The following is a 21,779-nucleotide window of genomic DNA, read 5'->3' on the forward strand; positions in this document are numbered from 1 at the left end:
TTTTCCTTTTTTTGTAAAAGTGTTACGATATTATACACTTTTTTTATTAAAATTGAAAATAAGATGTTAATTTTAATAAATAGACTGATTTAATCTTATTTTAAGGAAAGTTTGATAAATTACGGAAAAGTTAATTAAATAAATATTAAATTTAAGGATTTTTATGAGAAAAGAGTGGGTAAAAGAAAGAAGTGGTGAAGTAAGAACCCAAATGTATTATGCAAAGCAGGGTATTATTACTCACGAAATGGAATATATTGCAAAAGTTGAAAATTTAGAGCCTGAATTTGTAAGAAGTGAAGTAGCAAGAGGAAGACTTATAATCCCAGCTAATATCAATCATACACATCTAAAACCTATGGCGATTGGAATTGCAAGCTCATGTAAAATCAATTCAAATATAGGTGCAAGTGCTTTAGCCAGTAATATTGAAGAAGAAGTTCAAAAGGTTCGAACTTCTATTAAATATGGTGCAGATACAATTATGGATTTAAGTACAGGTGGAAAACTTGATGAAATAAGAAAAGCAGTAATTGGGGCATCTACTGTTCCTATCGGAACTGTTCCTATTTATCAAATAATTGATGAAATTGGAGATGTAAAAAAATTAACAATTCCTAAAATGCTTGAAATTTTAGAAAGACAAGCCGAGCAAGGAGTTAGTTATTTTACAATTCATGCAGGACTTTTATTAAAACATATGCCAATTATTGCTAAGAGAAAAATGGGAATAGTAAGTCGTGGTGGTAGTTTGATGGCTTCTTGGATGTTGGAACATCATAAAGAAAATCCATTTTATACAGCTTTTGATGAAATTTTGGATATTTGTAGAAAATATGATGTTTCACTTTCATTAGGGGACAGTCTAAGACCTGGATGTTTAGCTGATGCAAGTGATGAAGCACAAATTGGTGAGCTTAAAGTTTTAGGAGAATTAACTCTAAAAGCGTGGGAAAAAGATGTTCAAGTTATGATAGAAGGGCCTGGACATGTGCCAATTAATGATATTGAAAGAAATGTAAAACTTGAAAAAATTTACTGCCACGAAGCACCTTTTTATGTTTTAGGGCCATTAATTATTGATATAGGGGCAGGATATGACCATATTGGAAGTGCAATAGGTGCGGCGATGGCAGGTTGGTATGGGGTTAGTATGCTTTGTTATGTTACTCCAAAAGAACATTTAGGTCTTCCAAATGATAAAGATGTTCGTGAAGGGATTATCGCTTATAAAATAGCGGCTCATGGAGCAGATATCGGTAGAAAAAGACCCGGAGCTAGAGATATTGATGATAAAATGAGTGATGCAAGATACCATTTTGATTGGAAAACTCAGTTTAAATTAGCTCTTGATTCAGATAGAGCAAAAGAGTATCATGATGAAACACTTCCACAAGAAGTATTTAAAGATGCAGAATTTTGCTCAATGTGTGGACCAAAATTTTGTAGTTACAAAGTTACACAAGATAGTTTAGAAAATTTTGATTGGGAAAAGTTCAAAAAAGAAGCGAAAGCTAAAATTCAAAATAAAGGAGAAATGAATGAATGATATTTTAAAAAAAATTATGTATCCAGGATTTAAAAAATCAATAGTAGATTTTGGATTTGTAAAAAGTGTAGATGAGAGTGAAGATGGAAAAAGTGTAATTATTACTTATGAAATTCCATCAAGTGATGATGAGGTAGCACAAAAACTAAATGATGCTACAATTGAAGCTTTTAAAGAAGCTGGTATTGAAGCAAATCTAAATATTATTAGACCAAAAAAACCTAGAGAAACTTCAAGTAGAGGTAATAACAAAATGCCTTTTGTTAAAAGTTTCGTAATGGTATCAAGTGGAAAAGGTGGAGTTGGGAAATCAACAACTACTGTTAATTTAGCACTTGCTTTGGCGGCTCAAGGTAAAAAAGTAGGTATTTTAGATGGTGATATTTATGGACCAAACATTTCAAGAATGCTAGGGAAACAAAATGAAAGACCAGTTGTTGTAAATGAAAAACAGGTAAAACCATTTGAAAATTATGGAATTAAATTTATCTCTATGGCAAATTTACTTCCAGAAGGTCAAGCTTTAATGTGGAGAGGCGCTATGCTTGTAAAAGCACTTGACCAATTTATGAGTGATGTTGCGTGGGGAGAATTAGACTGTTTAGTTATCGATATGCCACCAGGAACAGGAGATGCTCAAATGACTATGGCTCAACAAGTTCCAGTTAGTGCAGGTGTAGCAGTTACAACTCCTCAAACAGTTGCACTTGATGATGCAAGAAGAAGTATGGATATGTTCAAAAAACTTCATATTCCAATTGCTGGAATTATTGAAAATATGAGTGGATTTATTTGTCCAGATAATGGAAAAGAGTATGATATTTTTGGTAAAGGAAGTGGTGAAGATCTCGCAAAAGAGTATGGAACTAAACTTTTAACTGCTATTCCAATTGAAATGGCAATTAGAGAAGGTGGAGACAGTGGTAATCCACTAATGATAGCTCATCCTGAGAGTGAAAGTGCACAAAGATATTTAAAAGCAGCTGATGAATTATGGACATTTATCGAAAAAGTTCTTGAAGAAGATTTAGCTGGTAATGAAATGATTCAACCAATTTATGGTGTGAATGGAGCTCCTAGTGCTTGTAGTATGAAATAAGGTCTTTCCTTATTTCAATTTAATACTACTGAACTAAATAAACGAAACAACTGTTAATTTTACTTAGCGCTTTTTGTGTTTTTTTAACTTCTCTATCTTATCTCTAAGCTCAATTGCTCTTTCAAATTCCAAATTTTTACTAGCTTCTAACATCTCTTTTTTAAGTTGTTGTAAAATATATGTTTTCTCTTTTGCTGGTATTTTGTCTATCTCTTTTGGGACTAATTCATCGCTTTTAAGTGTTTTTTCTATTTTTCTAGTTGTTGTTTTTGGAGTTATGTTGTGCAACTTATTATAAATTTGTTGTTTAATTCTTCTTGAAATTGTAGTTTTTATTGAATTATACATTGAAGTTGTTATTTTATCTTTAATTTCTTCTAAAATTTCTAAATTATCGACTACAACTTTTTCTTCTATTTTGTTAGCAAACATCAAAATTGTTCCATTTATATTTCTTGCAGCTCTTCCAGAAGTTTGGGTTAAGCTTGTTTCACTTCTTAAAAATCCCTCTTTATCAGCGTCAAGAATAGCTACTAGACTAACTTCTGGTATGTCAAGTCCTTCTCTAAGTAAATTAATTCCTATTAAAACATCAAAATCTCCATTTCTTAATCCTCGAATAATTTCATTTCTCTCAACTACATCTATATCAGAATGCATATATCTGACTTTCATACCAAGTTCTAAATAATATTTTTGAAGTTCTTCTGACATTTTTTTTGTTAAAGTTGTAACTAATACTTTTTCATTTTTAGCTACTCTTTTTTGAATTTCATCATAAAGTAAGGCTACTTGGTCTTCGCTTGGAAAAAGCTCAACTATTGGATCTAGAAGTCCTGTAGGTCTTATGATTTGTTCGGCTACTGTGCTTGATAGCTCAAGTTCTGTCTCTTTTGGTGTAGCTGAGACGAATAGATAATGTGGGGCTTTGTTTATAAATTCATCAAATTTAAGTGGTCTATTATCTAATGCACTCGGAAGTCTAAATCCATAATCTACTAAAACTTCTTTTCTAGCTCTATCCCCAGCATACATTCCACGAAATTGAGGTAAACTCACATGAGATTCATCTACTATTACCAAATAAGGGCGATTTTTTATTTCAAAATAGTCAAACATAGTATATGGAGTTTCTCCTGGTTTTTTGCCACTTAAATATCTTGAATAGTTTTCTACTCCTTTTGTTGAGCCTGTGGTTTCTAGCATTTCCAGATCAAATTCAACTCTTTGACGAAGTCTTTGAGCTTCTACAATTTTGCCTTTTTCTTCAAACTCTTTTAGTCTATTTCCCAAATCTTTTTCAATCTCACCTATAGCTTCATTTAATCTTTCAATTCCTACTATAAATTGATTTGCAGCGTAAAGCATAAATGATTCTTTTTTTTCAATTGCTTCATTTGTTAAATAATCTCTGATTTCAATTCTATCAATCTCATCGCCGAAAAATTCTAATCTTAAATATTTATCTTCATAATAACTTGGAAATATATCAATCACTTCTCCATGTGCTCTGAAATTTCCTCTATCAAAAAATTTATCATTTCTGACATAACCCATATCGACTAGTCTAAGCATCAACTCTTTTTGATTAAATTCGTCATTTATTTCAAATTTTACCACCATTTTTTTGTATTCATATGGACTACCTAACCCATAATTTGCTGAAACAGATGCTATTACTATTACATCATCATATTGAAGCAGACTAGCTGTTGCCGAAACTCTTAGCCTTTCAAGTTCATCATTAATTGAGCTATCTTTTTCTATAAATAAATCTTGCCTAGGAATATAAGCTTCTGGTTGATAATAGTCGTAATAACTTATGAAATATTCCACATGATTTTGTGGAAAAAATTCTCTAAATTCACTATAAAGTTGGGCTGCTAATGTTTTGTTATGGCTCATTATGAGGGTCGGCATATTTAATTTTTTGATTATATTTGCCATTGTAAATGTTTTACCACTTCCGGTAACTCCAAGCAAAGTTTGATATTTATTATTTGGGATTGATTTTGTTAGTTTTTCTATAGCTTTTGGCTGATCGCCAGCTGGTTTGTAGTTGGAATTTAATTTAAACATCTATTTCCTTATAAAATTTATACTTATTTTATTATTTTAGTTATAATTATATCAAAAAAGGATTTATTAATGGAAAAAGATATTTTAACACTTTTAAATGAAAAAATTGATGGGCTTTTGGCTAAATATGAAGGTGCTATTAAAAAAGTAGAAGAGTTAGAAACAGAAGTTGCTAATTTAAGTAGTAAAAAAGAAGAATTAGAGACTCAAAATGCAGAACTTCAAGAAACGCTAGCACTTAAAGATTTGGAACTTGAAGAAATTGTAGGAAAAATTGAGGTTATTTTAGGTAAATGAAAAAAATAAAACTTTATCTTGTTGGGCAAAAATATGAAATTGAAATAGAAAATGGGTTTTATGAATATATCAAAGATGATATAAATAATCTAAATAATTCAGATACTCAAATTAAAAATTTATTAAATATTATGCTCAAGTTTAGTTATAAAAGTTATAAAAATGAACAAAAAATGAAAAATTTACTTAAGAAACTTGACTTATAATCAAATTTTATAGTATGATTCTTTTTAAACAAGTCAAAAAATAAAGGAGAAACCATGAAAAAATCAGGTTTTACAATGATTGAATTAATTTTCGTTATCGTTATCATAGGAATACTAGCAGCAGTTGCTATCCCAAAATTAGCAGCGACAAGAACAGATGCAAAAGTTGCAACTATTTCTCAAGAAATTCAAAGTGCAGTGGGGGAAATTAGTGCTTATGCAACAGCACAAGGTGGAGATCTTAATGATACAAATCTTACTACAATGTCTCAAGTTTTAAGTCAATTGGTAGATCAACATAAAGCTAAAAAAGATGTGAATACTAGTGGTATTATCAATGAAGTGGAAGTATATGGAGATGGTAATACTACGCCAGTTTGTGTAACATTAGATGCTAATAATACTACTTTGTTTGTAAAAACAACTGGAACTGGACTTATTTGTAACGGTATAAAAAATATAATACACGATGCTAATTATACAGTTGCTGGAAGTCGTGTAAATTTCTAAGAGATTTTTCTCTTAGAGTTTTAATTTTAATATGAAAAAATCAGCTTTTACAATGATTGAATTAATTTTCGTTATTCTCATCATAGGTATTTTAGCAGCAGTTGCTATTCAGAAATTGGCAGCTACAAGAGATGATGCCAAGACAGCAGTTCTTACTAGCCAGATTCAAGATGGTACAAAAGAATTGATTGCTTATTATACTTCACAAGGTGGTAAAATTAATTTCAATGATATAAACGGTTCAACTCATTCAAGTCAAATTATTTCTAATGAACTTATTAAAAAGGGTTGGCTAAAAGTAGTAGATGATAATCATTCTGTACTTTATTCAAACAAGGACACCAATACAGTTTGTGTGAATTATCAAACAGACGGTTCTCAAATAAAGGTAGAAACTAATTCAACAAATCATGATACATTATGTCAAGATATAAAAAGAGTTATACCAGCAGATAGAAATTATTCTGTTTTAAATAATGCAGTAAGTTTTTAAGGAAAAAAATGAAGAAATCGTTTACAATGATTGAACTTATTTTCGTAATAGTTGTAATAGGGATACTTGCAGCAGTGGCTTTACCAAAATTGTGGGCTACAAGAGATGATGCGATTATTGCCAAAGTAAGAACAGATGTTGCTAATATTAGAAGTGCTATTTCTAATCTACATACAAAAAACTTAATGACGGGAATTGATGATTATCCCAAATATTTAGATGATGCTGCTGCTCCATACACAGATGGTCAAGAACTTTTTGATGGAAATTCATCTATTGGTCAGTTATTAAGTTATCCAATATATTCAAAAGATGCAGATGGACATTGGATGAAAACAGATGATACAAATTATAGTGTAAAAGTTATGAGCACAGATATAGCGTTTGATTATAATAGTTCAAATGGTCATTTTGATTGTGCTGGACTTAATTCTGGAAATGCAGATACACTTTGTTCGAAGTTAACTCACTAAATTTTTATGAATGTGCCATAATTGGCACTCCTTCTATTTTTACTTATAAAAAACTACAAAATCAAAATTAATTCTTATTTAAAGTCTAAATAAATTACTCAACCAAATAAAAATAATTTAAAACTATTATTTAATAATATATAAATATATGCTATAATATATGTATATATTTAAAATATAAAAGGATAAAAAATGAAAGCTTTATATACAAACCTAAATAATAACAATTATCAAATGCTCGAAATGTTATCTACATTAAAAGGAATTAAAAAAAATCATATCATTAATGAAGCTTTAGAATATTATTTTAATACTGTAAAAACTATACCTGAAGAATTTTTACTAAAACCAATATATATTACTGAGAATGAATTTGAAAGATTAGAAAAAGAATGTAAACCAACAGAAGCTCTTAAAAAGTTAATGAATGATAATTGAAAAACATTCAACAAAGCCTATGTTTTTATCTATAAAACTTCTAAAAATGAATAAAAAATGAAGAATTTACTTAAAATTTTGATTTTACTCACATTTTGTAGTAATTATGAGATGAATTGATGAATATAGATATCAATTCACTAAACTTTTATGAATGTGCCATAATTGGCACTCCTTCTATTTTTACTTATCAATCAACAAATAATTTTAATCTTTTTTCTATTGTAGAAGTTCCACTTAGAAATAAAACAGTTCAATCTTTGATTATAAAAGAAACTAAAAAACCAAAATTTAAATGTTTAGATATTATTAAACTAATTTATGAATTAAATGAAAATGAGCAAAAAATCGTTAATTTTATCAGCTATTACTATTTTTGCAGTTTAGGAGAATCAGCTTCACTTTTTACTTTTCAGAAAAACAACAAATTAGAAAATTTAAATATAAAAACAGATATAAATTTAACTGATAGACAAAAAGAAGCTTTTGAATTTTGCGAGAATAACCAAGTTTCTATTCTTTTTGGAGATACTGGAAGTGGAAAAACAGAAATTTATATTAAACTTATTGAAAAAGTTATAAATGAAGAAAAAACTGCTATTTTACTTTTGCCTGAAATTGCTATTACTTCTCAAATGGAAAAAAGACTTAAAAAATATTTTGGTGAAATAGTAGCTATTTGGCATTCAAAAATCACAAAACCTAAAAAAATAAAAATTTTAGAAGGGATAAAAGAAGGAAAAATTAGAATAATAGCAGGGGCGAGAAGCGCTCTGTTTTTACCTATGAATAATTTAGGAATTATAATTGTAGATGAATTTCACGATGACAGTTATAAATCACAAAGTGGTGTTCGATATAATGCAAAAGATTTAGCTATCTATTTTGGAAAAGTTTATAATATTAGCGTAGCTTTGGGAAGTGCTACTCCTTTAATAAGTGATTTTCATAAACATCCTAACTTTCGTCTAAAAGGTAATTTTTATAATTCAAATAACAAGTTTGAATTTGTTTCAAATTTCGAAGAAACTCTCAAAAAAATAGAAGCTACTTTAAATGAGAATCAACAAATTATTATTTTTATCCCAACTCGTGCGAATTTCAAATATATGATCTGTGCAGATTGTGGTGAAGCTATCAAATGTCCATTTTGTGATGTTAGTATGAGTGTGCATTCTAATAATCGAACTATGAAATGTCATTATTGCAATTATACTACTAAAATTCCTTCAGTTTGTCCAAATTGTGGCAGTGAAAATTTCTTGAATGAAAGGATTGGAAGTAGTGAAATAGTAGAAATTTTGAAAACTTATTTTCCAAATAAACGAATTGAGAAGTTTGATAGAGATATAATTACTTCAAAAACAAGACTTGATAAAACGCTAAAAGAATTTAATGATAAAAAAATTGATGTTTTAGTAGGAACTCAGATGCTAAGTAAAGGTCACGATTATGATGTAAAACTCGCAGTTATTTTAGATATTGATTTTGTTTTGAATATGCCAGATTACAGAGCAAGAGAGAGAGCTTTAAGTTTAGTTAAACAAGTAGCTGGGAGAGCAGGAAGAAGAGAAAATGGGGAAGTGTTGATTCAAACACAAAATGAAGATTTTTTCACTCAAAGTTATGATGAATTTATAGAAGATGAGTTACAATTTAGAAAAATTTTAGAGTATCCGCCTTTCACTCGCCTTGCAAAGCTTGAATTTAGTGATAAATATCCTAATAATGCTCAAAATGAGATGCTAAAAGTCAAAAATTGTTTAGAAAAAAAGTATCCGATTTTGGGTTTTGGTCCAAGTCCGATTACCAAAATATCAAATAAATATCGTTATCAAATATTACTTAAAGGAGTGAATTTTCATAAATTTATATGGGAATGTAAAAGCGATAAAACAAAAGTGGATATGGATGTTGTAAATTTTATTTGAAATTTATGTTATAATACGATGAAAAAAGGAGAGACTCCTAATGGATTATAAAGACACATTATTACTTCCAAAAACTACATTTCCTATGAGAGGAAATCTTCCACAAAACGAGCCTAAAAAATATAAAGAATGGTTTGAAAATGATATTTATGAAAAAATGAAACAAAACAGAATTGGCAAAGAAGAATATAACCTTCACGATGGACCTCCATATGCAAATGGTCATATTCACATAGGACATGCACTAAATAAAATCTTAAAAGATATTATTGTTAAATTTAACTATTTTCAAGGAAAATCAGTTAGATATGTTCCAGGATGGGATTGTCATGGGCTTCCAATTGAACAACAAGTAGAGAAAAAAATAGGTAGAGCAAAAAAAGAATCTCTTCCTAAGTCAAAACTTAGAGAATTATGCAGAGTTCACGCGGCTAAATTTATTGATATTCAAAAAGAAGAATTTAAAAATCTTGGTGTTATCGGTGATTGGGAAAATCCTTATAAAACTATGGATTTTAGATTTGAAGCAAATATTTATAAACAACTTACTAAAATTGCCAAAAGAGGTCTTTTAGTGGAGAGAAGCAAACCAGTATTTTGGTGTATGCATGATAGAACTGCACTTGCAGAAGCAGAAGTAGAATATGAAGATAAAGAAGATTATTCTATTTATGTAGCTTTTAAACTTAATGATGAAAGTCTTAAAAAATTAGGACTTAATGATCAAGCAAGTATAGTTATCTGGACTACTACTCCTTGGACACTTCCTTCAAATATGGCAATTAGTCTAAATCCTGATGAAGAGTATGCACTAAGCGCGGATAATAAAATTGTAGCTCTTCCTTTGTATGATTCTTTGAAAGAAACAGGAATCATAAAAGGTGATGTTAAGAAGAAATTTAAAGCAGATGAACTTGAAAAGTTAATAGCAATTAATCCACTAAATGGTAGAGAAAGTATAGTTCTTTTAGGTGAGCATGTTACAATGGATGGTGGAACTGGATGTGTTCATACAGCCCCAGGACATGGTGAAGATGATTATAAAGTATGGAGAAAATATGGATTTAGTGAAGTAATCCAACCAGTAGATGAAAGAGGTTGTTTTTCTCCAATTATCAAAACTGAAAAACTTCTTCCTGATGAATTTGTAGGTGAGTTTATTTTCAAAGTACAACCTAAGATTTTAGAAATGTTGGGAGAAAGTTTAGTAAAAGTAGATAGATTTAGTCACTCATATCCACATTGTTGGAGATGTCATAATCCTTTAATTTATAGAGCTACAAAACAATGGTTTATAGCAATGGATGAAGAAGTTGAGGGTGAAACTTTAAGAAATAGAGGGCTAAAAGAGATTGAAAATGTAAAATTTGTTCCAGAAGCTGGAAGAAACAGATTGAATACAATGGTAGAAAATAGACCTGATTGGTGTATTTCTAGACAAAGAGATTGGGGAGTTCCTATTGCATTTTTTAGAGATAAAACAACAGAAGAGATTATTTTAGATGATGAAGTTTTAGATAATATTTATAATATTTTTAGCGAAAAAGGTGCTGATGCTTGGTATGATTTGAGTATAAGTGAACTTTTACCTAAAGATTCAAAATATAATCCAGACAATTTAGAAAAAGTAAATGATATTCTAGATGTTTGGTTTGATAGTGGTTCAACATTTGCAGCAGTTTTACAAAGCGGAAATTATGACGCAGGGAATTATCCTGCTAATATGTATCTTGAAGGAAGTGATCAACATAGAGGTTGGTTCCAATCATCACTTTTAGTTTCAACTGCGACTGAAGATAAAGCACCTTATAAATCAATTTTAACTCACGGATTCACTGTTGATGAAAAGGGTGAAAAAATGAGTAAAAGCAAAGGAAATGTCGTTTCTCCTGTGAATGTTAGTAAACAATTTGGTGGCGAAATACTTAGACTTTGGGTTGCTATGAGTGATTATAAAGGTGATATCAAAATTAGTGATAAAATCCTAAAACAAATTTCTGACCAATATAGAAAATTAAGAAATACTATAAGAATTCTTTTAGCAAACCTTGAAGATATGAGTGAGCCAAATTATAACTTTTCTGATATAGATAAATGGATTTTAGCTAAAGCAAAAGATGTATTTAATGAAGTTATTTCACTCTTTAAAGCGTATGATTTTTCAAAAGCTTTCAATATTTTAAATAATTTTGTAGTAAATGAACTTAGTGCTATTTATGTAGATATAACAAAAGATAGAATGTATTGTGAATCTGAAAATTCAGACAAAAGAAGAGCAACTCAAACTGCTATGTGTATGATTGCAAAAAGATTAATAATTATAATTGCACCAGTTTTAACATATACAGCAAATGAAGCTATTGAAAATGCTCCTAAGATGCTCAAAAAAGATTCAATTTTTGATTATGAATATCTAGAATTTAAAGAGTTTGATTTAACAAATTCGATTACTGATAAAATTTTAAAATTAAGAGAAGAATTTGGAGAAGTTGTAGATAAACTTAAAAAAGAAAAAAAGCTTAAATCTACACTTGAACTAACAATCTGTACAAATGATGCTGATTTACTTGATGATGAAGATATCGTTGATTTCTTTGTAGTAAGTGAAATAAATAATGAAAGTTGTGGCGAACTTTTAGGTGAAATACAATTTGATGGAATAACTTATGAAATTAGAAAATCTAATAAATATAAATGTCCAAGATGTTGGAGATATTTGGCTGAAAGTGAAGATTCACTATGCCAAAGATGTGAAGAGGTAATAAATGTTTGATTTAACTAAACCTATCAGTAATGAAGTTGTTTTTGGAACTACTTTATTGCTTATTGTTTTGTGGATAGTTATGTGGCAGATATTAAAATATATTTCAAAAGGAATAAAATGATAACATTAAAAGAGGCTTTGAAATTAAATAAAGATGAGTTAAAAGAGCTTAAAAAAGATATAAATCAAAAAGCAAAAGAAAATAAAGAAATTGGTGCTTATGTTGAGCAATTTTTAGATATAGATTTAAGTGAAAGTGGCGAAGGTGTGCCAATTGCAATTAAAGATAATATTAATGTAAAAAACTGGGAATTAACTGGTGGTTCAAAAATATTAAAAGGTTATATTTCTCCATATAATGCAACTGTTGTAAATAAACTTCTTGATAATGGATTAAGTCCATTTGGTAGAACAAATATGGATGAATTTGCAATGGGAAGTACAACCGCAACAAGCCAATATGGAAAAACTCTGAATCCGATTGATAATACAAAAGTCCCAGGTGGAAGCTCTGGTGGTAGTGCAGCAGCGGTAGCGGCAGGGCTAGCAGTAGCGGCTCTTGGAAGTGATACAGGTGGAAGTATTCGTCAACCTGCTGCTTTTTGTGGAGTTGTAGGAATGAAACCAACTTATGGAAGAGTTAGTAGATTTGGGCTTGCTGCATATTCAAGTAGTTTAGATCAAATTGGACCAATTACTCAAAATGTAGAAGATGCAAAAATTTTATATAATATTATTTCAGGTCACGATAAAAATGATTCAACTTCTGCTGATATTGATTATACATCAGTTGAATTTAGCAAAAATAGAAAACTAAAAATAGCTGTAATTGATAATTATGTAAATGAAGCAAATGAAGAAGTTAGAGATGCTATTTTAGATACAATTAAAGCACTTGAAAAAGCTGGGCATGAAATTATTCATAAAGATTTGATGAATAATAAAATCGATATAGCAACTTATTATGTGGTAGCAACAGCCGAAGCAAGTAGTAACCTAAGTAGATATGATGGAATGAGATACGGAAGTAGAATCGAAGGAAAAGATCTTAAAGAAACATATGAACTAACACGTGCTCAATTTGGTGATGAAGTAAAAAGAAGAATTATGCTTGGAACATTTGTTTTGAGTAGTGGATATTATGATGCTTATTATTTAAAAGCTCAAAAAGTTAGACATTTAATCAAAGAAGAATTTGACAAAATTTTAGATGAATCAGATTTAATTGTTATGCCAGTAGCACCAACAACTGCATTTGAGTTTGGAGCAAACAAAACTCCTCTTGAAATGTATTTAGAAGATATTTATACTGTTAGTGTGAATTTAAGTGGAAACCCAGCAATCTCACTTCCTATCTCAAAAGATAAAGAAGGTCTTCCTATTGCACTTCAATTAATTGGGAAACATTTTGATGAGCAAGCAGTATTTGATGGTGGAAAAATAGTAGAAGAATTAGTAAAATAAGGAGAAAAAATGAGAATTAGATATAAAGCTTTGACTTATGAAGATGTATTATTAGTACCTAAACATTCGACAGTATTACCAAAAGAGGTAAAGCTTACGACCAAGTTAACTAAAAATATTAAACTTAATGTTCCTGTAATGAGTGCTGCGATGGATACAGTTACAGAACATCGTGCTGCTATCACAATGGCAAGACTTGGTGGTATTGGTGTAATTCATAAAAATATGAATATTGAAGCTCAAGCAAAAGAAGTTACAAGAGTAAAAAAATCAACAAGTGGAGTTATTTCTGATCCAATAAAAGTTAAAGCTGAACAACCAATATCTGAGGCAGTTGCACTTATGGATAATTTTCATATTTCAGGAGTACCAGTTGTAGATGATCATAATAAATTAATTGGTATTTTAACAAACAGGGATTTAAGATTTGAAAAAGATATGGGTAAAACAGTTAAAGAATTAATGACTGAAATGCCACTAATAACTGCTTATGAAGATATTAGTTTAGATGAAGCAGCTGATATTTTGCATCAAAATAAGATTGAAAAACTTCCAATTATTGATGAAGAAGGATATTTAAAAGGTCTTATTACAATTAAAGATATTAAGAAAAAAATTGAATTTCCAAATGCTGCAAAAGATGAGTTTGGAAGACTTAGAGTAGCAGCTGCAGTGGGTGTAGGTAATTGTATGGAAAGAGCAGCGGCTTTAGTTGAGGCTGGTGTTGATGTATTAGTTTTGGATTCTGCTCACGGACATTCACAAGGAATTGTTGATTTAGTAAAAGAGATAAAATCAAAATTTGAAGTTGATGTAATTGCTGGAAATGTGGCTACAAAAGAAGCGGTTAGAGATTTAATAGAAGCTGGAGCAGACGCGGTAAAAGTAGGAATAGGGCCTGGAAGTATTTGTACTACAAGAATTGTAGCAGGTGTTGGAGTTCCACAAATTAGTGCAGTTGATGAATGTGCCGCAGAAGGTAAAAAATATGGAGTTCCTGTAATTGCTGATGGTGGGATTAAATATTCAGGTGATATAGCAAAAGCTTTAGCAGTTGGGGCAAGTGTTGTAATGCTTGGAAGTATGTTAGCAGGAACAGAAGAAGCTCCAGGTGAAAAAATTATGTATCAAGGAAGACAATATAAATCTTATAGAGGAATGGGAAGTATTGGTGCTATGCAAAAAGGGAGTAATGATAGATATTTCCAAGAAGGAACAGCAGCTGATAAACTTGTTCCAGAAGGGATTGAAGGGATGGTTCCGTTTAGAGGAAGTATCGTAGATGTAATCTATCAATTAATGGGAGGTCTAAGAGCTTCTATGGGATATGTTGGTGGAAAAGATATTCCAGCTTTCCAAGAAAATGCAGAATTTGTAGAAATTACGAGTGCAGGGCTAAAAGAAAGTTATGTGCATGATGTAACAATTACAAAAGAAGCACCAAATTATCATCAATAAGATTTTTTCTTATTGTATTAATTGTGATATAATATAAAAATATAAATAAAAGGTAAAAATGTGAGAAAAGCAGTTGCATTTACAGGACCAAGTAATTCTGGGAAAACTACACTTATTGAAAAAATTTCAAACAAAATAATCTCTACATATAAAATAGCTATAATCAAAAATGACCCATCAGATAAAGCAAAATTTGATACCCAGGGGAAAGATAGTTATAAATTTTATAATACAGGTGCAGAAGTTGTGGTAACTTCACCCAAAAGAACAACATATTTTTCTCATAAACAAAAAAGTTTGGATGAAATAGTTGATATGATAAATGACTTTGATTATCTTTTAGTTGAGGGACTTAAATATTTACCACTTCCAAGGATTGCAATTTTTAGAAATGAAATAGATGAAAGTTATTTCCCTTATATAAAAGCAGTAGCTATTGATGATACAATTGATAAAAATTTGATTCCAAAAGAGATCAAAATTTTAGATTTAAATAATGTTGATGAAGTGATTAATTGGGTTTTAAATAATGCAAAGGAGATATAATGACTGATATAATAAATGCTATAAAAAGTTCAGCGATAAAAATAAACAAAGCTATACAAACAGAAGATACTTCTAAAGCCCAAACTGAAAATAGTAGTGGAGATGTTCAAGTAAAACTTGATTTGATAAGTGATGAAATTATAGAAAATGAGTTTAAAAAAGTTTCTTCTATAAAAGAGATAGTTAGTGAAGAAAAACAAGATATAAATCCTATGCATGGAAATGGAGACTATCTAATAGCTTATGATCCACTTGATGGAAGTAGCTTAATAGATGTAGATTTAAGTGTAGGAAGTATTTTTGGAATATATAAAGATGAATATAGTGGGCCTAATATTGTAGCAGCTGTTTATGTAGTGTATGGACCAAGAGTAGAACTTGTAATAGCCAGAGATGTGGTTGAATTATATAGATTAGATGAAGAAATAAACGAATTTATTTTTCAAAAAGAGCTTAGACTTAGTGAAAAAGGAAAACTAGTTGGTCCTGGTGGAACTCAAAAAGAGTGGTATTCATATCATAAAAAAATGATAGATGAATTTTTCGCTGATGGATATAGACTTAGATATAGTGGAGGAATGGTACCTGATTTACATCAAATTTTATTAAAAGGCGGTGGTCTTTTTGCTTATCCAGGGGCAGGAGATAGACCAAAAGGTAAACTTAGAAAACTTTTTGAGGTGTTTCCTTTTGCGTTTGTTTATAACAAAGCAGGTGGTTTAGCAATCGATGGAAAAAATGATTTACTAGATTTAGGAATTGAACATATTCATGATACAAGTCCATGTTTTTTGGGAAGTAATTATGAAATAAATAGAGTATTAAAAACTTATTCAAAGGTGAAAAAATGAGTGATTGTAAAAAATGTTATTTAACAACTCCAATTTATTATGTCAATGATATAGCACATATTGGTCATGCTTATACAACTATTATTGCTGATTTTATTGCAAGATATTCAAGACTTGAAGGTATTGATACATTTTTTTTAACTGGAACTGATGAACATGGGCAAAAAATTGAAGAAGCTGCAAAACTTAGAAATAAAACTCCAAAAGAGTATGCTGATGAGGTTAGTGGTAAATTTAAAAATTTATGGGATGACTTTGAAATCAGTTATGATAAATTCATAAGAACTACTGATGAAGAGCATAAAAAAGGTGTCCAAAAAGCATTTGAGATTATGTATGAAAAAGGTGATATTTATAAAGGTGAATATGAAGGAAATTATTGTGTTAGTTGTGAAACATTTTTTACTGAAACACAATTAATTGACAAAGAATTTTGTCCTGATTGTGGAAAACCTACAAGAAAATTGAAAGAAGAAAGTTACTTTTTTAAACTTTCAAAATATGAAAAAGATATTTTAAATTGGTATAAAGAAAAAACACCAATAATACCAAAAGCAAAGGCAAATGAAGTTATTAGATTTGTAGAAGATGGACTAAGAGATTTATCAATTACAAGAACTTCATTTGAATGGGGAGTGAAACTTCCTAAAAGTATAAATGATCCTAAACATGTAATTTATGTATGGCTTGATGCACTTTTAAACTATATAACTGCTCTTGGATATGGAAGTGATGATGAAAGTTTGATGAAGAGATATTGGCCAGCTGGTTTACATATAGTTGGAAAAGATATATTAAAGTTTCATGCAATTTATTGGCCAGCTTTTTTAATGAGTTTAGGTTTGGAACTTCCTAAAAATGTAGCAGCTCATGGATGGTGGACAAGAGATGGTGAAAAAATGAGTAAATCAAAAGGAAATGTAATTAATCCAAAAGAAGTTGCAGATGCTTATGGATTAGAAAACTTTAGATATTTTATGCTTAGAGAAGTTCCTTTTGGTGCTGATGGAGATTTTAGTGAAAAAGCATTAATTGATAGGATTAATAATGATTTAGCAAATGAACTTGGAAATCTCTTAAATAGAATTATTGGTATGAGCTATAAATATTTTGATGGTAAAATTGATAGTAAAGATGTGAAAAAATATTATTCAAAAGAGCTTAAGGAAGTTGAAACTATTATTGATTCACTTGAACCATTTTTGTATGAAATGCAAATTCATAAATATTTAGAAGAGCTATGGAAAGTTTTTTCTATTGCAAATAAAACTATTCAAGATGAAAAACCTTGGGAATTGATCAAAGAAAATCCAGAAAAAACTATGGCACTTTTGGGACTAGTTGCTAATATTTTAAATAGAGGTTCATTTATGCTTGCACCCGTTATGCCTAAAACAATGGATAAAATTGCAAATAGTTTAAATTATGAGATTAATGCACAAAGTTACGAAAAATATATTAAAAATAAAAATATTTTAGATGAATTTATAATTAAAAAAACAGATCTGTTATTTCCAAAAATTGAGAAACCACTTTTAAAACAAGTAGAAGTTAAAAAAGAGCCAAAAGATGAAATTAAAGAAGTAAAAAATGAAGATGGACTTATTTCAATCGATGAATTTTTTAATGTTAGTCTAAAAATTGGAACTGTAAAAGTGGCTGAGGAAGTTAAAGATTCTAAAAAATTATTAAGATTAGAAGTTGATTTAGGGGAAGGTAAAAATAGACAAATTGTAGCAGGAATTAAAGAATTTTATTCACCTGAAAGTTTAGTTGGGACTCAAGTAGCAGTTGTTGCAAATCTAAAACCTGCAAAACTTATGGGAATACTTAGTGAGGGAATGTTACTTGCTGCAAAAGATAAAAATGGACTTCATTTACTCAGACCTGAAACTAGCAAAAAAGAAGGAACACCAATTAAATGAGAATAGATACTATTCTTAATATTATAGATGGAGAACTTATAAATGCTGGATTTATATCTGAGATTATTGGATTTGCTGATAATTTAAATGAAATAAAAAGAGAATATCTTTTTATTTCTGATAATGATGATGATATTGAAGAGGCTATTCAAAGAGGTGCTTATGCTATTCTTTCTACTGAATATCATAAAATTATAGACAATGAAATAGTATGGATTAAGGTTGATGATATTGAAGAGGCTTTGTTTAGATTACTTAAATATAAACTTTTAGATAAAACTTTATATGTTTGTAATAACATTACTCTTGATATTATAAAAAGTATAATAAAATCAGATATAGCAATTATTGATAAAATAGAAGCCAAATTTTTAAATGAATATAAATATTATATTACTTCTAATGAAGATTTAGCTAATATGGCTATGAATATTATTACTTTAACGAAAAAAGAAAAGATAGAACTTATTGATTCAACTCTTTTTATTTCTAAGTTTAAATATAAAAACAATGAATATAATATTGTTTTTCCTTCATTATATTTAGATGAACTTTCTTTGGCTTTAGCTTTTTTTGAAGATAATTCATTAGAATATAACCTAAAATCTTTAAAAATAGATAGATTTACTCCTCAATTTGTAAATATAAGAAATGAAAAAGTAAAGTTTGGAAAGACTGATAAAGTTGTTATAAATGGCATTAAAAATGATGAATTTTTGACAAGAGATTTAAATTTTATATTTGAAAAAGTAAAATATGCAAATGTTAAATTTTATGATAAAAATAATATTGATTATTTTTATAAAGATAAGTATAATTTTGCGATTTTAATTGATATTGATGTAAATTTGAAAGAAAAAGAAGAAATTCAAAATAGACTTTTTTAAGGAGAAAATTAATGGACTCGCAGGTCAATCATTTTGAAGAGACAAAAGAAGAAATTGTCGAAATAGTTGAAAAAAATGCAGATTTTTTTCGTGATTATTGGGATATAATTTTTGGTTTAATTTTTGGTTTAGCTGCTATTTATATGTATCATATGCATTATTCTGTTCTTTTTACAGCAGTTGCCACAACTATTGCAATAGGTAGTATTTCTGTTACAATTAGTGAAATTGCTGAAATTTTAGCACATAGAATAGGTGAACCTTTTGGAAGTTTAATTTTAACTTTTAGCGCAGTTGTTGTTGAAATTTTAATTCTTTTTATGGTATTAAGAGAAGCTGTTCATAATCCAGATGCTGTTACAACTGTAAAAAGTGGTATTATTTCAGCTTTTATAGTGGATTTAAATGCACTTTTAGGTATTGCTATGTTTGTAGGTGGGCTTTTTTATAAAGAGCAAAATCATAACGAAGATACGTCTTCAAGCTATACAACTGTTTTATTTGTCTCAGCTGCTATGCTTTTAGTTCCTTCTACTCTTTCAATTGGGCATACTCATAAAGCAGTATTAGATGCAAGTATTATAATTTCAGTTTTACTTGTTGTGTTTTATATTTTTATTTTTCAATTTCAAACAAGAACCCATATAGATTTTTTTAAATCAACTTATAAAGAAAGAATATTGAGATTTAAAAAAAAACATAAAGAAGTTGAAGATGATTATTTCTTTGAAAAAAGAAGTAATTTAGTAAATGGAATATTTTTAGGTATTTTACTCGGCTTTGTGGGATTTTTATCTGAAATTTTTGCAAGTAATGGAATGGAGGTTATTAAAAATTTTGGATTAAGTGCAGGTTTTGGAGGGATTGTGATCGCTTTAATTACTGCGACTCCTGAGCTTTTTACAGCTATTAAAGCTGCTAGAAATAATCAAATTCAAAGAGTTGTAAATATTGCAATGGGTGCAAGTACAGTTTCTATACTTATAACAGTGCCTGTTATTATGTTTTTATCTCTTATATTTGGAGTTGATATTACTATGGATTTTACTCCATTACAAATAGGAGCACTCTTAATTACAATTATTTTGGCTTGGAAAACTACAGATAATGGAGAAACTAACTATCTCGAAGGGCTTAGTCATATTATGTTATTTTTGAGTTATGTAGTTATCGAAATGTTTTATTAAGACAAATTTTATCTTTTTTTGATATAATTAAATAAAAAAATTTATAAAAGGTTTAAAAGTATGAAATATGATGTGTTAGTTTTAGGAAGTGGAATAGCTGGAATGATGGCTGCTATTGAAGCAAAAGAATTAGGTGGTAATGTTGCTATTGTATCGAAAAAATCACCAATGGCAAATAACTCTTTTATGGCAAAAGGTGGAATTAATGCAGCTCTTAATAATATGGAAGATGGTGATTCTATTGAACATCACATTGAGGACACTTTAAAAGGTGGAATGGGAATAGCAGATGAAGAAGCTGTTAGAATATTCTGCGAACAAGCACCTCAAGTAGTTAGAGAACTTCATAGAAAATTTAAAGTTCCTTTTAATACTTTGGAAAATGGGAAATTAGCACAAAGACCTTTTGGTGGAACAAAATTTAAAAGAACAGTTTTTTCAAGTGATGCAACAGGTCCTGCTATTATGAAAACTCTTAATAAAGTTCTTAAAACACTTAAAATTGATACAATAAAAAATCATTTTGCTCTTAATCTAATTGTAAATGATGGAAAAATAGCAGGAGTTACATTTGTTGATGAAAATGATGAATTACAGGTAATTCAAGCGAAATCAGTTGTAGTTGCTATGGGTGGATATGCTGGACTTTTTAGAGGATATACTACAAATGTAGCAGATGCAACAGGTGATGGAGTAGCTATGGGACTTCGTGCAGGGCTTGAAGGTATGGATTTAGAGTTTATTCAATTTCACCCAACAGGACTTGAAGGAACTAATTATTTAATTAGTGAAGCCGCGCGTGGGGAGGGTGGAAAACTAGTAAATGATGAAGGAAAATCTTTTGTTGATGAACTTAATACAAGAGATTTCGTAACTCGTGCGATAGTAAAACAACTTCAAAGAGGAAGAAAAGTATATTTGGATTTAACAGATGTGCCAGAAGAAATAATAAATACAAAACTTATTAATCTTAAAAAAAGAGTAAAATCTTTAAAAGGAATTGATATAGCAAAAGAGCCTATTCCTCTTAACCCATTAGCTCATTATTCTATGGGTGGAATAAAAACAGGAACTTATACAGATACTGCAATTGAAGGTCTATTTTTTGCTGGGGAAGCTGGAAATAATGGTGTAAATGGTGCCAATAGACTTGGAGGAAATTCTCTTAGTGAAGGTGCAGTATTTGGTAAATATTCTGGATATAAAGCGGTGAAATATGCAGTTAGAAACAAAGAGTTTATAGAAATTCCTGAGGGAAAAGTAGAATCTGATAAAGAACTTATTGAAAATCTTAAAAATAAAAAAATAGATGTAAAAGAGAAAAAAACAGAACTTGCTAAACTTTTATTTAATAAAGTTGGTATTTTAAGAAATGGTTTTGCTATGAAAAAAGCCTTAACTAAATTTGATGAAATGAGAAATAATTTAGAGAGTGAAGTTGATTCACATTTAAAAGATAAATTAGAATTTTTAAATGGACTTGATATTGCAGTAGCTATGACAAAAGCAGCTCTTGCAAGGGAAGAAAGTAGAGGTGCTCACTTTAGATTAGACTTCCCTGAATCAGATTTCAGTTTTGCAAGACATACTATTACTAGATTATAAAAGTTTTATTTAAAAGT

At 29.3% G+C, this 21,779-nt stretch carries 19 protein-coding genes; 18 read left to right on the top strand and 1 reads right to left on the bottom strand.

Annotation, left to right across the window (positions count from 1 at the left end; genetic code table 11):
• Positions 1 to 163: 163 nt before the first annotated feature.
• Both thiC and ACZ5OA_RS02940 read left to right on the top strand, forming a co-directional pair.
• A complete protein-coding gene (gene thiC / locus ACZ5OA_RS02935; protein ID WP_464908034.1) occupies positions 164 to 1,549 on the top strand; it encodes a phosphomethylpyrimidine synthase ThiC in 1,386 nt (461 codons plus the stop codon).
• Complete coding sequence (locus ACZ5OA_RS02940; protein WP_464908035.1) at positions 1,542 to 2,648, top strand: Mrp/NBP35 family ATP-binding protein; 1,107 nt, start codon at positions 1,542 to 1,544, stop codon at positions 2,646 to 2,648. The genes thiC and ACZ5OA_RS02940 overlap by 8 nt, the downstream gene beginning before the upstream one ends.
• A gap of 63 nt (positions 2,649 to 2,711) precedes the next feature.
• Here ACZ5OA_RS02940 and uvrB read toward each other — a convergent pair whose 3' ends face one another.
• Positions 2,712 to 4,727 (bottom strand): excinuclease ABC subunit UvrB, encoded by a 2,016-nt coding sequence (gene uvrB, locus ACZ5OA_RS02945; RefSeq protein ID WP_464908036.1) that lies wholly within the window; start codon positions 4,725 to 4,727, stop codon positions 2,712 to 2,714.
• Between the two features lie 69 nt (positions 4,728 to 4,796).
• Between uvrB and ACZ5OA_RS02950 the strand changes: the two genes are divergently transcribed.
• The 16 genes from ACZ5OA_RS02950 to ACZ5OA_RS03025 all read left to right on the top strand — a co-directional run bounded on the left by ACZ5OA_RS02950 (position 4,797) and on the right by ACZ5OA_RS03025 (position 21,762).
• Positions 4,797 to 5,024, top strand: coding sequence for a hypothetical protein (locus tag ACZ5OA_RS02950; protein WP_464908037.1), 228 nt, complete (start codon positions 4,797 to 4,799; stop codon positions 5,022 to 5,024).
• Positions 5,021 to 5,230, top strand: a complete 210-nt coding sequence (locus ACZ5OA_RS02955) for a hypothetical protein (protein WP_464908038.1) — start codon at positions 5,021 to 5,023, stop codon at positions 5,228 to 5,230. Before ACZ5OA_RS02950 ends, ACZ5OA_RS02955 begins: the two co-directional genes overlap by 4 nt.
• Before the next feature lie 54 nt (positions 5,231 to 5,284).
• A complete protein-coding gene (locus ACZ5OA_RS02960; protein ID WP_464908039.1) occupies positions 5,285 to 5,740 on the top strand; it encodes a type II secretion system protein in 456 nt (151 codons plus the stop codon).
• Positions 5,741 to 5,771: 31 nt separating this feature from the next.
• A complete protein-coding gene (locus tag ACZ5OA_RS02965; RefSeq protein ID WP_464908040.1) occupies positions 5,772 to 6,233 on the top strand; it encodes a type II secretion system protein in 462 nt (153 codons plus the stop codon).
• An 8-nt stretch (positions 6,234 to 6,241) separates the two neighbouring features.
• The gene (locus ACZ5OA_RS02970; RefSeq protein ID WP_464908041.1) at positions 6,242 to 6,706 is read left to right on the top strand and encodes a type II secretion system protein; all 465 of its coding nucleotides are present in this window, start codon (positions 6,242 to 6,244) and stop codon (positions 6,704 to 6,706) included.
• Between the two features lie 192 nt (positions 6,707 to 6,898).
• Entirely contained in the window at positions 6,899 to 7,144 is a 246-nt protein-coding gene (locus tag ACZ5OA_RS02975) for a hypothetical protein (RefSeq protein ID WP_464908042.1), read from the top strand.
• Positions 7,145 to 7,263: 119 nt separating this feature from the next.
• Entirely contained in the window at positions 7,264 to 9,075 is a 1,812-nt protein-coding gene (locus ACZ5OA_RS02980) for a primosomal protein N' (RefSeq protein WP_464908043.1), read from the top strand.
• 40 nt (positions 9,076 to 9,115) lie between these two features.
• Positions 9,116 to 11,848 carry an isoleucine--tRNA ligase gene (gene ileS, locus ACZ5OA_RS02985; protein WP_464908044.1) on the top strand — a complete coding sequence of 911 codons (2,733 nt, stop codon included), beginning with the start codon at positions 9,116 to 9,118 and terminating at the stop codon, positions 11,846 to 11,848.
• Between the two features lie 108 nt (positions 11,849 to 11,956).
• Positions 11,957 to 13,303: an Asp-tRNA(Asn)/Glu-tRNA(Gln) amidotransferase subunit GatA gene (gene gatA, locus ACZ5OA_RS02990; protein ID WP_464908045.1), complete on the top strand. Its 1,347-nt coding sequence runs from the start codon at positions 11,957 to 11,959 to the stop codon at positions 13,301 to 13,303.
• 9 nt (positions 13,304 to 13,312) lie between these two features.
• On the top strand, positions 13,313 to 14,761 hold the full coding sequence (gene guaB / locus ACZ5OA_RS02995) for an IMP dehydrogenase (protein WP_464908046.1): 1,449 nt from the start codon (positions 13,313 to 13,315) through the stop codon (positions 14,759 to 14,761).
• 60 nt (positions 14,762 to 14,821) lie between these two features.
• On the top strand, positions 14,822 to 15,307 hold the full coding sequence (mobB, locus tag ACZ5OA_RS03000) for a molybdopterin-guanine dinucleotide biosynthesis protein B (RefSeq protein ID WP_464908047.1): 486 nt from the start codon (positions 14,822 to 14,824) through the stop codon (positions 15,305 to 15,307).
• Positions 15,307 to 16,158 carry a class 1 fructose-bisphosphatase gene (locus ACZ5OA_RS03005; RefSeq protein ID WP_464908048.1) on the top strand — a complete coding sequence of 284 codons (852 nt, stop codon included), beginning with the start codon at positions 15,307 to 15,309 and terminating at the stop codon, positions 16,156 to 16,158. The genes mobB and ACZ5OA_RS03005 overlap by 1 nt, the downstream gene beginning before the upstream one ends.
• A complete protein-coding gene (gene metG / locus ACZ5OA_RS03010) occupies positions 16,155 to 18,083 on the top strand; it encodes a methionine--tRNA ligase (RefSeq protein ID WP_464908049.1) in 1,929 nt (642 codons plus the stop codon). Before ACZ5OA_RS03005 ends, metG begins: the two co-directional genes overlap by 4 nt.
• Positions 18,080 to 18,970: a hypothetical protein gene (locus tag ACZ5OA_RS03015; protein ID WP_464908050.1), complete on the top strand. Its 891-nt coding sequence runs from the start codon at positions 18,080 to 18,082 to the stop codon at positions 18,968 to 18,970. Before metG ends, ACZ5OA_RS03015 begins: the two co-directional genes overlap by 4 nt.
• Before the next feature lie 11 nt (positions 18,971 to 18,981).
• Positions 18,982 to 20,157 carry a calcium:cation antiporter gene (locus tag ACZ5OA_RS03020; RefSeq protein WP_464908051.1) on the top strand — a complete coding sequence of 392 codons (1,176 nt, stop codon included), beginning with the start codon at positions 18,982 to 18,984 and terminating at the stop codon, positions 20,155 to 20,157.
• A gap of 60 nt (positions 20,158 to 20,217) precedes the next feature.
• On the top strand, positions 20,218 to 21,762 hold the full coding sequence (locus tag ACZ5OA_RS03025) for an L-aspartate oxidase (protein ID WP_464908052.1): 1,545 nt from the start codon (positions 20,218 to 20,220) through the stop codon (positions 21,760 to 21,762).
• The last annotated feature ends 17 nt before the right edge of the window (positions 21,763 to 21,779 follow it).

Source organism: Thioreductor micantisoli (genome assembly GCF_055392745.1).